This is a genomic window from Streptomyces sp. NPDC025784 (assembly GCF_055558435.1).
The window spans coordinates 33930-46852 of the sequence record NZ_JBVHMN010000031.1; the positions used below are offsets into that span (position 1 = coordinate 33930).

Here is a 12923-nt window from a genome sequence, read left to right on the forward strand (position 1 = left end):
GTGCGCCGGGTACGCGGTGCGGACACGCTCAGCGGGCCAGCCGGCCGAGCAGGGACGAGGCGGACAGGATGCCGAGCGCCGCGGCCACGACCAGGACGCCGTAGTCCAGGGCTAGGTGGGCGGGCGTGCCGAGCAGCAGTCCTCGCAGGGCGTCGACCTGGTAGCTCAGGGGGTTGACCATGCTGACGGCCTGGAGCCAGCCGGGCATGACAGCGACCGGGTAGAGCGCGTTGGAGCCGAAGAACAGTGGCATCGTGATGGCCTGGCCGATGCCCATCAGGCGGTCCCGGGTGAGCACGATGCCGGCGATCGTCATGGACAGGCAGGAGAAGAAGGCCGAACCGAGGACGACGGCCACCGCGACGCCCAGCAGCCGCAGCGGGTTCCAGGTCATCGCCACCCCGAGCAGCGCGGCGATGACGACCACCACGACGGCCTGGATCAGCGCCTTCACGCCCGCGGCGAAGGCCTTGCCGGTGATCAGCGCCGAGCGCGGGGTCGGCGTGACGAGGAGTTTCGTGAGGATCCCGGCGTCCCGCTCCCAGATGATCATGATGCCGTAGAAGATCGCGATGAACATCGCGGACTGGGCGATGATGCCGGGTGCCAGGTAGTCGAGGTAGGGGATGCCCCCGGTGGGTATCGCGCGGATCCGCGTGAAGGTCTCGCCGAAGATCAGCAGCCACAGAGCGGGCTGGATCGCCCGGGTGTACAGCTCGGTGCGGTCGTGGCGGAGTTTCTGCAGTTCGACGGCGCACATCGCGCCGACCCGGGCGGGCAGCACCCGCCAACCGGTGCGGGCCCGCGGCGGGACCACGAGCAGGTCCAGTTCCCCCGTCGGCCGCACGCCGTCAGCCGACACGGGACGCGGTGCGGCGGGTGCTTCGCACATCGCTGAACTCTCCTGACCGGTCGTCGAGGCCACTGCCGGCGATGTCACGGAAGACGTCCTCCAGCGTGGGCAGTTCACCGTCCCCGGCGGTTCCCCGCCGTTCGCCGAGGCCCGTCCTCAGCTCGTCCGGGGTGCCGAGGGCGCGGATCCGCCCGCGGTGCATCAGCGCGACCCGGTCGCAGTACTGGTCGGCCTCGTCCATGTAGTGGGTCGTCACGAGGACCGTCATCCCGGTGGCCGCCCGTACCGCGTTGATGTGGTCCCACACGTTGGTCCTGGCGATCGGGTCGAGGCCGATGGTCGGCTCGTCGAGGATCAGCAGGCGGGGCGCGCTGACCAGTGCCTGGGCCAGTTCCAGGCGCCGGACCATGCCTCCGGAGTACGTCTTGGCCAGCCGGTCGGCCGCGTCGGTCAGGTCGACCGCCGCGAGTGCCTGGTCGACGCGCGCCGTGCGCTCGCGGCGGGGGACGTCGAAGACGCGGGCGAACAGGGACACGTTCTCCCGTCCCGTGAGTCCGGAGTCGGCGGAGAGCTGCTGCGGCACGTAGCCGAGCAGTCGGCGCACGGCCATGCGTTCGCCGGCGGCGTCGTGCCCGAAGACGCGGATCGTGCCGGCCGGGACGGGCAGCAGCGTGGTGATGCAGCGGATGGCGGTCGTCTTGCCGGCGCCGTTGGGTCCGAGCAGGCCGAACACCTCGCCGTCGCGGACGGAGAGTTCGAGCCCGTCGACCGCGGTGGTCTCGCCGAAGGTGTGGACGAGTCCGGTGCAGGTGAGGGCGTAACCGTCCGCCTCCGGCGGCTCCGGGGCCGCCCGGCCGGCCGTCTGAGGCCGGCCCTCGGCCGCAGCGGGGCCGCCTGTTCCGTCCGGCGCTTCGGAGCCGTGGTCGGCCCGTCGGGCGGGGTCTCCCCCGTCGGTGCTGTACCGCCTCATGTCTCCTCGGCCTCCTCGTGCAGGTTCGCCGCCAGCTTGCGCAGCGCCGGGATCGCCGCCTCCAGGGCCGCGCGGTCGGCGTCGTCCAGGCGGTCCACCTGGCGGCGTACGAGTGCCGCCCGGCGCTCGCGCCAGTCGCGCAGCCGGGATTCGGCCGCCGGTGTGGGCAGCAGGCGCGCGGCGCGCCGGTCGGCCGGGTCCGTCTCACGGTGCAGATAGCCGTCCCGCGCCAGCCGGTTGACCAGCGTCGAGACGGAGTTGCCCGCGAGACAGAGCTCCTTGGCCGCTTCCGACACACCGATGCCGGGACGGGCGACGAGCAGACGCAGCAGTTCGACCTCGGCGCCGCGCAGCCGCGGGGCGGTCATGCCACCGCGCAGCCGGCGCCGGATGAGGCGCTGCACCCCGGCCAGGGTGTCCGCGAGTGTGTCGGGAAAGGTCTCTGGCTCCACGGTGCGACGATAGCTCTGTGACAGAGGTATTTCGGGAAAGGGAGGGTCAAGAGCACGCAACCCTTCGGAACCCGTCCGTGCGCGAAAGATCCGGGTGTGCACCGCATTTCGAGGGGTACCCGGTGACGTGCTCGCCGGCGTCCCGCACGCCGGAAGGATTCCGACGGGTCAGTGTCCATTGGAGGGAAACCGTGCCGGCCGAACCAGCTCCCGTGTCCATCGACGTGACACTGCCCCGGGAGGGCATCGCCCTGGTCACCGTCGAGGGGGACCTGGACGTCGAGACCGCCCCCGAACTCCGTCATCATCTGTCCGGCCAGGTCCGCGCCGGCCGTCGGCACCTGCTGATCGACCTGGCCGCGGTCCCGTTCATGGACTCGTCCGGCATCAACGCCATACTCAAGGCCCTCGAGGAGACCCGGCTGGCGGGCGGGAGCATACGTCTCGTCTCGCCCGCGCCGGCCGTCCGGCGCGTCCTCGACCTGACCGGCGTCAACCTGGCGATCGCGTCCTCGGACAGCGTGGACGCCGCACTGGCTCTCGTGGCCGAGGACGCCACACCCCGCTAGCAGCACCGGCTCCGCCGGCAACGGCGAACCGTCGCCCTCGTGGGCTCAATAGTTGTCATTTGACAACTATAGCCGTGAGGCAACAAAGTGATCGACGTCGGAATGCGGAAAGGACCTGAGACATTGCAGTGGGTGAACTCGGCTGCCCACTCGGGAGATCAGCCGCACAGGGACCGGGACACACCGGCGCCCGCCTGCCGGGGACGTGCCGGTCAGGCCGTACGGGCGTCCATCGTGTCGTCCTCGTGCAGCTGCGCCGCCGCGGCCGCGCAGAAGGCCTCCAACCCTTCCACGAGCGCGTTCCGCTTGGCCGCGGGCATCTGCGCCAGCACGGCCTCCAGGGCCTGCTCGCGACGTGTCCGCAGCTCCTCGAGGAACGAGGTGCCCCGAGGGCTGAGGAAGAGGCGCAGTTCACGGCGGCTGGTGGAGCTGGGCCTCCGGTCGACGTACCCCACCGCCTGGAGCCGGTCGCAGAGCCTGCTCGTCGAGGGCGGAGTGGAGCCGAGCGCGTCGGCGAGCGTCCGCAGATTGATTCCCTCGTTGTGCTCCAGGATGAACAGCACGCGCAGCTGGGAAGCCGAGACGGGGGCCGTCGAGGCGCGCCCCCAGAGGATCTCCAGCAGTTCGGCCGCCTCGGAGGTCACACGAGCCACCTCGCTGGGCTGCGGACGCGGGCCGGAGTAAGTCACCGTCTCACTCTCCCAGTCTTCATGCGCGCTGTCAGCCTGCAAAGGCTCCCACACGACCAAACAATAGACAGCGGTACCCATCAGTGACCGAGCCGCTCCCCCAGGAGCGTGGACCGGGCATCGTACTAGTCGAAGAATGGCATATCCGACATCGTGAACAGATTCGTGGCCGCGGAGCGGGCATTGCGCACGGCGGCACCCCACCAGTTGCTGGACGCGGTCCGTGCCGTGCTGTGTCGTCATTACGCGGCCGAGTCCGTCGAACTCTTCATGGCCGACTACGGACTCACCGTGCTCCAGCCCGTCTCCGTCCTGCCGCACACACTCGAACCCGTGGGAGTGCACAGCAGCCCGCAGGGCCGGGCCTTCGGCGCCCAGGAGACCTTCGTCGAACCGCACAGCGGCGACCGCCGCCAGGTGCACCTCCCGGTCACCGTGCGCGGCGACCGGCTCGGCGTCCTGTCCGTCATGCTGCCCCTGCGGGCCTGCGACACGGAAGCGCTGACCGAGCTCGCCGACATCGCGGAAGTCCTCGCTCACGAGGTGCTCGTGGCCGAACGGGACACCGACCTGTACCTCCAGGCGCGCCGCAAGGACCGGCTGACGCTGGCGGCCGAGATGCAGTGGCAACTGCTCCCGGGGCGTTCCTGCTCGCGGCCCGAGTACGAACTCGGCGCCCAACTGGAGCCCGCGTACGCGATCTTCGGCGACAACTTCGACTGGTCGTCCAGCGCCGACCGCCTGCTGCTCTACATCACCAACGGGATGGGCGAGGGCATCGAGGCCTCGCTGCTGACCAATCTGGGCATCAACGCGCTGCGCAACGCCCGGCGCGCCGGCATTCCCCTCCACGACCAGGCAGCCCTCGCCGACCAGGCGATCTACGCCCAGTACCGTGGCTCCTCGTACCTGTCGGTCCTCATGCTCGACTTCGACCTGTCCACCGGACGCATGCGGGTCATCGACGCGGGCTCGCCCCAGATGGTGCGCCTGCGCGGCAGGACCGTCGAGCGGGTCGACTTCGAGGCGCAGCTGCCCCTCGGCATGTTCGAGGAGACCGACTACATCGTGCAGGAGTTCGAGGTGGAACCCGGCGACCGACTGCTGTTCGTCAGTGACGGCGTGTACGCGGTCACCGGACCGGGCGGCGAGAAGTACGGAGAGAACGCGCTGGCCAAGGCGATCACCTCCACGAGACTGCTGCCCGCCACCGAGGTGCCGCGCGCCGTCCTGCGCGAGCTGTCGGGGCACCGCGGCAGACCCAGGCCGGAGGACGACGCCCTGGTCGTGTGCCTGGACTGGCACGGTCGCCGGCCGGCCGGGGAAGCGGGCCCGGAGAACGACCCCGGGCAGGCCACGGAAGCCCCCTCCCCCTGACGGTGATCTCCACGAGCCGAGCGGGTGTCGTCCGCGCGCGGGCCGTGGCTACAGTTGTCGCACGACAAGAGATCATGCCGTGGCAGTAGTCCCGGCGCCGGCAGGCGTACACAGATCCGAAGGAGACGAGCAGGTGGCGGACCACGAGGCAGCGGAAGAGCGGAATTCGTCGGCACAGGAGGTGGGGGAGTTCCTGCGTCGCCGGCGCGAGCAGATCGCCCAGCGCTGGGCCGACGAGACGCTGTTCCGCACCGTCTTCACGATGTCCCGGGACGAGGCCGTGGAGGCCTGCCGGGCCGTGGTGGAGGCGCTGGCCGCGGTGGCCGTGGCGGACCAGGTCGAGAACCTGGGGGCGGCGGGCTTCATCGCCGTGCGCGACCAGCTGGGACGCATGGTGGCGTCGCGCACCCGCACGGGAGCCGGTTCCACCCAGATCGCCGACGAGGTTGCCGCGCTGCGGACGCCGGTCGCCGAACTGCTGCGCTCCGAACTCGACGGTTCGCCCTCCGGACGGGCCGAGGAGTGTTCGGTCACCCTCACCGCCCTGTTGGGAACCCTGCGGCTGGTCGTCCTGGAGACGGCACTCAACGCGGGGCAGGAACTCATCGACCGGCAGCGCCTCCAGCTGCTGGAGGTGGCCACCCCCGTCATCAAACTCTGGGACGGCGTCGTCGCCGTCCCGCTGATCGGCACCCTCGACAGCGCACGCAGCCAGGTCGTGATGGAGAGCCTGCTCGACGCCGTCGTCAGCCAGCAGGCCCGGTTCGCCATCCTGGACATCACCGGGGTGCCGACCGTGGACTCCCTCGTCGCCCAACACCTGATGAAGACCGTGGCGGCAGCCCGCCTCATGGGGGCCGAGTGCATCGTGTCGGGCATCCGCCCCGCCATCGCCCAGACCATCGTCCACCTCGGCATCGACCTCGGATCGGTGATCACCCGGGCCAGCCTCGCCGATGCCCTCGCGTACGCGCTGCACGAGCAGGGCAGCGTGGTCGTGGACAGGAACCGCACCGGTACGAGCGCGCGATGACCGGCCCGATCCACGGCTCCCCGGGCACCCATGTGCCCGTGCTCAAACTCGGCAACGTCCTGCTGGTCACGCTCCAGGGCGAGCTGCACGACCGCGCCGCCGAACAGCTGCAGCAGGACATCGGCGAGGCCATCGAGGCCAGTTCCGTCACCGGCGTCGTCATCGACATCTCCGGCGTCGAGATGGTCGACTCGTTCCTCGGCCGTGTGTTCGCGGAGATCGCCGCCCAGGCGAAACTGCTCGCGGCGCAGACGGTCGTCGCGGGCATGCGGCCCGCCGTCGCCATCACCCTGGTCGAGCTGGGACTCACCCTGCCCGGTCTGTGCACCGCGCTCGATGCCCAGCAGGCCATGCTGATGCTCGGCCGGGCGTCCGCGCCCGTCCCCCACAGTCCAGTACGCCGGGAGAGCCCGTGACGGAAACTTCCGGCTCCGTCACCGCCTGCCTGCCGATCCACTCGGACATGGATCTCGCGTGGGTGCGCCAGCACGTACGCCAGGCAGCGGCCCAGCTCGGATTCGGCCTCGTCGAGCAGACGAAGCTGGTCACCGCGGCGAGCGAACTCGCCCGCAACACCCTGGTGCACGGCGGAGGAGGCCAGGTCGAGTCCACCGCACTGACGAACGGGATCTCTCGGGGCCTGTGTCTGACGTTCAGGGACGAGGGGCCCGGCATCACCGACGTCCAGCGGGCGCTCAGCGACGGTTTCACCTCCGGCGGCGGCCTCGGGCTGGGACTGGGCGGAGCCCGGCGCCTGGTCCACGAGTTCTCCATCGACAGCCGTCCCGGCGAGGGCACCGCCGTCACGGTGATCTGCTGGGTCGGCGGTCCGCCCCACCCGCGCCAGGAGGGCCGATGACGCGTGTGTGGGACGTCCCCGTCCACGACTCCACCCGGATCCGCGACGTCCGGGTGGCCGCCGAGGCCGCGTCCGGCCAGGCCGGGCTCGACCAGGGCCGCACGGCCGTGGCCGCGCTCGTCGCCACGGAACTCGCCACCAACCTGCTCAAGCACGCGGGCGGCGGTCAGATCCTGATCGACACCCCGGTGGCCGACCTCTCGTTCTCGGGCGACGAGCAGGGACCCGGGCTCCAGATCGTGGCGCTCGACCACGGACCGGGCATGGCCGACCTCGCGGCGGCACTGCGCGACGGGTATTCGACGACGGCCTCGCTGGGCGCCGGACTCGGCACCTGCCGTCGTATCGCCGACGGCTTCGGCGTGCACACGGTGCCGGGGCAGGGCACGGTGGCGGTGGCCCGTGTCCACGCGGCCCGCGGGGAGCAGCAGCCCGCACGTGTCGCGGCGGCGGGCTCGCCGGTGCGGGCGGGCGGCGTCAACATCCCGCTGCGGGCTGCCGAGCACTCCGGCGACGCCTGGGCCTGCATACGCTCCGGCGACTTCGTGACCCTGCTGCTGGCCGACGGGCTCGGCCACGGCCCGGCCGCCGCGGAAGCGTCCGACGCGGCCGTACGACTCCTGCGCCGGCGTGCGCACCTGCCGCCGCCGGACCTGCTCGGGGAGTTGCACGGCGCGCTGCGCGACACCCGGGGAGCAGCGATCGCGGTGGCCCGGCTGGATCTCGCCGCCGGACAGCTGGACTTCGCCGGCATCGGCAACGTCGGCGCCCGGCTGGGCGCCGACGGCACCTGGCGGCCACTGCTGTCGCACCCCGGAATCGTGGGCGCGCATCGTCCGGCCCGGCTGCCCGGTTCCCGGACCCCCTGGACCTCCGACAGCGTGCTCGTCCTGCACAGCGACGGTCTGCCCAGCCGCTGGGCTCCCCCACCCGTCGCCGCGCTCGCCTCCCTGGACCCCACCGTGTCGGCAGCCGTGATCGTGCGCGATTCGAGCAGTGCGGCCCGCCCCGCGCGGGACGACACCACCGTGGCCGTGCTGAACCCCACCCCACTGGACCCTCAGACATGACGCAGACCTGGCAGATCACCACGGTCGGCGACGCGGCCCGGGCCCGCGTCGCCACGGCCCGGCTCGCCGCCGCCCACGGTGTCTCCCCCCTCGACCGCACGCGCCTCGTCACCGCCCTCAGCGCGCAGCTGCGTCAGTGCCTCGTCAAGGGCGGCGACTGGCAGTTGACCCTGCGGACCACGGCGCCATCGGCCCGGGAACGCGGCGGGCGGCTCACGGTCGTCGTCCGACAGCAGGAGGCGAACGGCTCGGCGGACAAGCCGGGTTGGCAGACCTCGGTCGGCCTCCCGGACGACGGCAGCGGCGCGATCCCGGCACAACTGCCCGGCGGCCGCGCGGTCCTGGCCGATGCCCTGCTCAGCGCCGACGAGGACACCTCGCTCGTCCTGGACAAGCTCGCCGAGCAGGAGGAACTGGTCGCCTTCCACCGCGAGGAACTGCACCAGACCAACCAGGGCGTCCTGGCGCTGCACGCGGAACTCGACGCGGCCGGGCGAGTGCAGCGCGAGCTGTTCACCGCCGAACGCGAGGCCCGTACGGAGGCGGAGAGCTCCCGGCGCAGACTGACGTTCCTCGCCGACGCCAGCGCGGACCTCACCGCCTCGCTCAACCACGAGGAGATCCTGCGCCGCCTGCCTGAACTCCTGGTGCCCGCCTACGCCCAGAGCGCGGAGGTGTGGCTCTTCACCGAGGAGAGCACGGGCCACAAGCAGGACCCCCACCCCGCGGCCGCCGTCGCCGCCGCGCGCACCGGCCGCCCCCAGTACGCCGCCGACCACCCGGGCGGTCTGCCCGGCGTGGACGACCATCCGCCCTCGGTGCTGCACCCGACGCAGGCCCTGCTGTGCATCCCGCTGCCGGCCCGCACCGCGCCCCTGGGGGTGGTGACGCTGACGTCGCCGCAGGAGCGCTGGAAGGCCGACGACGTCATCATGCTCGTCGAACTCGCCCGCCGGGCCGGCATCGCGATAGACCACGCCCAGCGCTTCGAGCACAGCCGGGACATCGCGGAGACGCTGCAACGCGCCCTTCTCACCGACCTGCCGACCACTCCCGGCCTCAGCCTCGCGGCGCGCTACCTCCCGGCCACCCATGGCCTGAACATCGGCGGCGACTGGTACGACGCCTTCCGGCAGCCCGACGGGGGCCTCGTGGCGGTCATGGGCGACGTCACCGGCCACGGCCTGCACGCGGCCGTCATGATGAGCCAGTTGCGCACCGCGCTGCGCGCCTACGCGGTCGCCGGAGGAACACCGGGCCGGCTGCTCACCCAACTGCACTCGTTCCTGCACCACTTGCAGCCCGACCTGTACGCGACCGCGGTCATCGCCCGCTTCCATCCCGACGAGACGACCGTCACCTGGGCCGCCGCCGGACATCCGCCGCCGCTGCTGCGCGGCCCGGACGGCCGGGTGCGGGTCCTGGACGCCAAGCCGGGCGCGATGCTGGGCATACCGCTGCACCAGGACATCCGCGACCACACGGAACACATGCCGCCGGGGTCGACGCTCGCCCTCTACACGGACGGTCTGGTGGAGCGCCGGGCCCAGGGCATCGACCCGGGCATCCGGCGCCTGGCCGACACACTCGCGGCCCAGCGCACCTCCGACCTGGAACACCATCTGGAGCAAGCCGCCGACCGCATCCTCGATCCGATGCTGTACGACTCGCAGCGGGACGACGACGTCTGTCTGCTCCTGTGCCACATCGGCGGGTCGTCGGTCACCGCGCCCGCCGTGGACGGGTCCCGCGCGGCCTCCGCCTGACCGTGCGAGGGCCTGACCGTACGAGGCCCTGACCGTACGAGGCGACGGGCCGGCTCCCGATCGGCCCTAATCGTCCGCCCCGCTGCCGACGCCGGGAGAGTGACGGGCGTCTCGGAACGCCCGCAACCCCTCGTCCAGCGCGGTTCGTTGGACGGGGCTCATGGCCGCAAGGACGGCGGCCAGGCTCAGCGTCCTGCGCTCACCGATCTCCATGAGGAGCCGGCCGCCCTGTGGTGTGAGCAGGAGTTGCAGAGCGCGCCGGTTGTGGGGATGCGGGACGCGCTGCACCAGACCCGCGGCCTCCAGGCGATCGCACAGCCGGCTCGCGGCGGGCAGCGCGATGCCGACCGTGTCGGCCAACTCGGTGAGGTTGAGTTCGGAGTGGCCCCCGACGGCCCTCAGGGCCTTCAACTGATGTGCGGACAGCCGGGGTGTGACCATCTCGCCCGAGGAGGTCCACAGTTCGACGAGGGTCTCCACGGCGTCGGCCATCCGGCCCGCCACGGCTTCCGGGCGGCTTCCCGGCTCCAGGGGGCTGCCGGGTTCCGGACGACGGCCCGCGTCGTGTCGGCTCCCTGACTCCGGACGACTGCCCGCGTGGTGACGGCTGCCGGGCTCCGGACGACCGCCCGCGTCCGCACGGCTGCCGGGCTCCGGGCGACGGTGGTCTCCGGGCTCCACGGCGTGCTGCACGTCCCCGTCATCCGCCACGGGTCATCACGCGCTCCCCCGGGGCCGGTTCACGACACGCTCCCGGCCGACGGAGGACTCCGTCACGGCGGGTGTCGCTGCTGGATCGCGAATGATGCTTCGTCCTCGGGTTCTCAGAAGGGCACGACGGCACGGACGGTCTTGCCGTCCGGGCGGAAGTTCACGGTCAGTTCGGCGGACAGACGCCGCACCATGGGCCAGCCGAAGCCGCCCTGCCCCGTGTAGTCGACGCGGCGCGGGCGGGGTGGCGAGGGGTCCTCGTCGGAGACGGATATGCCGACCCCGTACCCCATGTCCTGGAGGGCGACGCGGCACCAGCGGCCGCGCGCGTGGCGTACGGCGTTGGTCACCAGTTCCGACACCACCAGCGTGATGGCCTCGGCGACGTCCCGCGGCACGTGCCCCGGCAGGCCGCCGACGAACGTCCGCACCATGCGTCGTGCGCGTTCCGCCGCCTGTGGCTCGCGCTCCAGCCTCGCATCGCAGACCGAGCCGGAGCCAGGGAGCGGTTCGACGGTCGTCATGCCTCGGCCTCCCTCGCCGTGTCGATGTCGATGGCGTGCACCGCGTGCACGCGACGCCACCCGGTGTCCGGCCGACGTGCCGGGCGGGCTGCAGCCCTCCTTCCCGCCTCCCGCAAGCCCATGTCATGAGATCACTCACCTTCACATCCCGGTCACACCTGGGCACCGCGCCGCAGGATCCGGGGTGCCCCGCGAACTGTGCGCCGAAGCCGGGCGGGCGCCTCCGTCGCACCGGGCGGGCAGTGTCTCCTCACCCGGGCCCCGGCACCGGCTACGTGGGTTTCTCGCCCGTCTCGCAGATGCGGCGGGCGATCTCGCGCAGCTTGATGTTGTGGTCCTGCGAGGCCTTCTTCAGGACCTTGAACGCGTCGTCCTCGCTCAGGCCGTGCCGCTCCATGAGGATGCCCATGGCCTCGCCGATCTCGTGACGGGTCTCCAGGGCGTGCCCGAGCTGCTGGTGGGTGCGGGCGGCCGAGAAGGCGACGGCCGCGTGGGAGGCGAGTATCCAGCCGGCGGTCTGGGCCGACTCGTCGAAGGTGCGCGGCGCGTGGGAGTACACGTTCAGCGCGCCGAGCTCGTCCTCGTCCGTGAAGAGCAGGAAGCCCATCATGCTGCCGAAGCCGAGCTTCCTCATCTCGGGCGCGAATCTCGACCACCGCTCGTGCGGCTGGCGCAGGTCCTCGATGGCGTAGAGCTGCTGTCGGTCGGTGACGGCGTCGAAGCACGGGCCCTCGCGCAGATCCTGCTGGATCCGGTCCGCCATGCGCACCACGTCACTGGTCGCCGCCAGGGCGCTCACCTCGCCCCGGCGCACCGTGAGGATGCCGGCCTCGTCGCATCCGTTGATCAGTACGGTCGCGTGCTCGACGATCCGGTCCAAGGTGGCCTGGACCGAATCCTGAGCCAGCAGATCACGTGCCATGTCCGCCAGGGCGACGGAGAACTCCTGCCACACTTCGCCGGACTCGTGCGCCATGTCCCACCTGCTCATCCGTCGGAACGCCGCCCGCGTTCACCTGGGATTCCATCTTGCCACCCGGCCGCGCGCGCCGTGCCGGGCCCGCGTTTTCGTCCGCTGCCGGGCCGGGGTGCGGGGGCCTGATACCGGTGGCCCGAGGTCGTGCCACCGGAGTCCGTTCGCACCTCGCCCGTTTCACCCGGGCGATCAAGGGTGACCCGGGAAGAGACCGAACCCACGAGTACCACCCTTCGCGACCAAGGAGGTCCTATGAGCGACTGGCGAGAATCCGCTGCCTGCCGATCCGTCGACCCCGACCTGTTCTTCCCCATCGGCAACACGGGCCCCGCCGTGTTGCAGATCGAGGAGGCGAAGGCCGTCTGCCGCGCCTGCCCCGTACGTGACGCGTGCCTGCGCTGGGCGCTCGACACGGGCCAGGCCATCGGCGTCTGGGGCGGCACGAGCGAGGCCGAACGGCGCGCGCTGGCGCGGCGCGAGGCCCGTCGCCGATCGCGGGACACCACGGCGTAGAGGGGCGACGGGAGGCCGGTCCCGGTCCGCGCCCGCGGGCCCCACACCGCGCGGCAGTACGGAATCCGGCCGACGAGATCCGGGAAGGCGCGATGGAAATCGAACCCAGTCGGGACAAGAACCGGTCGGGTGCGGAGACCGAGACTCTCACCATGACCTTCGCGGGTCGGCTGCAGAACGTGACCGACGCGCGCCTGGCCGCCGAGGGCTTTCTGCGCGACCTCGCGCGGGCGTCTCCGCCGTCGGCGGCGGAGCACTGGGACGACGTCCTGCTCGTGGTGACGGAACTGGCCGCGAACACGATCCAGTACGCGCCCGGCCCCTTCGAGCTCCATATGCGCCCCACCATCACCCGCGACGGCGTGCACGTGACGTTGCGCGACGGCAGCAGCACCCCGCCGACCCCGCGCCGCTTCCGTCCCTCCGAGGGCGGCGGGGGCATCGGCTGGCACCTCGTCCACGCGCTCTGTGACGAGGTGAGCGTGGTGACGCGGTCCGACGGCAAGGACGTGCACGCCTTCCTCCCCTGGTGAACGCCCCGGCCCGCGGTCCCGGGCGGCC

16 protein-coding genes are annotated in these 12923 nt (G+C 71.8%); 9 read left to right on the top strand and 7 right to left on the bottom strand.

Annotated features, from left to right (window positions below):
* Window positions 1-28: 28 nt before the first annotated feature.
* Genes ACZ4IF_RS42435 through ACZ4IF_RS42445 form a run of 3 tightly spaced genes read right to left on the bottom strand, consistent with a single transcriptional unit; the run spans window position 29 to window position 2275 of the window.
* Entirely contained in the window at window positions 29-892 is an 864-nt protein-coding gene (locus ACZ4IF_RS42435) for an ABC transporter permease (RefSeq protein ID WP_467573964.1), read from the bottom strand.
* On the bottom strand, window positions 852-1823 hold the full coding sequence (locus ACZ4IF_RS42440; protein ID WP_467573967.1) for an ABC transporter ATP-binding protein: 972 nt from the start codon (window positions 1821-1823) through the stop codon (window positions 852-854). The genes ACZ4IF_RS42435 and ACZ4IF_RS42440 overlap by 41 nt, the downstream gene beginning before the upstream one ends.
* Window positions 1820-2275: a MarR family winged helix-turn-helix transcriptional regulator gene (locus tag ACZ4IF_RS42445; protein ID WP_467573970.1), complete on the bottom strand. Its 456-nt coding sequence runs from the start codon at window positions 2273-2275 to the stop codon at window positions 1820-1822. Before ACZ4IF_RS42445 ends, ACZ4IF_RS42440 begins: the two co-directional genes overlap by 4 nt.
* Before the next feature lie 191 nt (window positions 2276-2466).
* Here ACZ4IF_RS42445 and ACZ4IF_RS42450 point away from each other — a divergent pair, with 191 nt between their 5' ends.
* Entirely contained in the window at window positions 2467-2844 is a 378-nt protein-coding gene (locus ACZ4IF_RS42450; protein ID WP_359501790.1) for an STAS domain-containing protein, read from the top strand.
* Window positions 2845-3056: 212 nt separating this feature from the next.
* Here the strand turns inward: ACZ4IF_RS42450 and ACZ4IF_RS42455 are convergent, their stop codons facing one another.
* On the bottom strand, window positions 3057-3488 hold the full coding sequence (locus ACZ4IF_RS42455) for a MarR family transcriptional regulator (protein ID WP_467573972.1): 432 nt from the start codon (window positions 3486-3488) through the stop codon (window positions 3057-3059).
* Between the two features lie 198 nt (window positions 3489-3686).
* On the opposite strand from ACZ4IF_RS42455, the gene ACZ4IF_RS42460 reads away from it, so the two are divergent.
* From ACZ4IF_RS42460 to ACZ4IF_RS42485, 6 genes are all read left to right on the top strand, one after another.
* Entirely contained in the window at window positions 3687-4910 is a 1224-nt protein-coding gene (locus ACZ4IF_RS42460) for a PP2C family protein-serine/threonine phosphatase (protein WP_467573976.1), read from the top strand.
* 133 nt (window positions 4911-5043) lie between these two features.
* A complete protein-coding gene (locus ACZ4IF_RS42465) occupies window positions 5044-5943 on the top strand; it encodes an STAS domain-containing protein (RefSeq protein WP_467573979.1) in 900 nt (299 codons plus the stop codon).
* Complete coding sequence (locus tag ACZ4IF_RS42470; RefSeq protein ID WP_467573982.1) at window positions 5940-6359, top strand: STAS domain-containing protein; 420 nt, start codon at window positions 5940-5942, stop codon at window positions 6357-6359. Before ACZ4IF_RS42465 ends, ACZ4IF_RS42470 begins: the two co-directional genes overlap by 4 nt.
* A gap of 47 nt (window positions 6360-6406) precedes the next feature.
* Entirely contained in the window at window positions 6407-6802 is a 396-nt protein-coding gene (locus ACZ4IF_RS42475) for an anti-sigma regulatory factor (RefSeq protein WP_467574070.1), read from the top strand.
* Entirely contained in the window at window positions 6799-7872 is a 1074-nt protein-coding gene (locus ACZ4IF_RS42480; RefSeq protein WP_467573985.1) for a SpoIIE family protein phosphatase, read from the top strand. The genes ACZ4IF_RS42475 and ACZ4IF_RS42480 overlap by 4 nt, the downstream gene beginning before the upstream one ends.
* A complete protein-coding gene (locus ACZ4IF_RS42485) occupies window positions 7869-9638 on the top strand; it encodes a PP2C family protein-serine/threonine phosphatase (protein WP_467573987.1) in 1770 nt (589 codons plus the stop codon). Before ACZ4IF_RS42480 ends, ACZ4IF_RS42485 begins: the two co-directional genes overlap by 4 nt.
* A 66-nt stretch (window positions 9639-9704) precedes the next feature.
* On the opposite strand, the gene ACZ4IF_RS42490 is transcribed toward ACZ4IF_RS42485, so the two are convergent.
* From ACZ4IF_RS42490 to ACZ4IF_RS42500, 3 genes are all read right to left on the bottom strand, one after another.
* Window positions 9705-10130: a MarR family winged helix-turn-helix transcriptional regulator gene (locus ACZ4IF_RS42490; protein WP_467573991.1), complete on the bottom strand. Its 426-nt coding sequence runs from the start codon at window positions 10128-10130 to the stop codon at window positions 9705-9707.
* A 332-nt stretch (window positions 10131-10462) separates the two neighbouring features.
* Window positions 10463-10873 carry an ATP-binding protein gene (locus ACZ4IF_RS42495; RefSeq protein WP_467573993.1) on the bottom strand — a complete coding sequence of 137 codons (411 nt, stop codon included), beginning with the start codon at window positions 10871-10873 and terminating at the stop codon, window positions 10463-10465.
* A 271-nt stretch (window positions 10874-11144) separates the two neighbouring features.
* Window positions 11145-11849, bottom strand: coding sequence for a GAF and ANTAR domain-containing protein (locus ACZ4IF_RS42500; protein WP_359501807.1), 705 nt, complete (start codon window positions 11847-11849; stop codon window positions 11145-11147).
* 252 nt (window positions 11850-12101) lie between these two features.
* On the opposite strand from ACZ4IF_RS42500, the gene ACZ4IF_RS42505 reads away from it, so the two are divergent.
* Window positions 12102-12362 carry a WhiB family transcriptional regulator gene (locus tag ACZ4IF_RS42505; protein ID WP_467573996.1) on the top strand — a complete coding sequence of 87 codons (261 nt, stop codon included), beginning with the start codon at window positions 12102-12104 and terminating at the stop codon, window positions 12360-12362.
* A gap of 92 nt (window positions 12363-12454) precedes the next feature.
* A complete protein-coding gene (locus tag ACZ4IF_RS42510) occupies window positions 12455-12895 on the top strand; it encodes an ATP-binding protein (RefSeq protein ID WP_467573999.1) in 441 nt (146 codons plus the stop codon).
* Window positions 12896-12923: the final 28 nt, after the last annotated feature.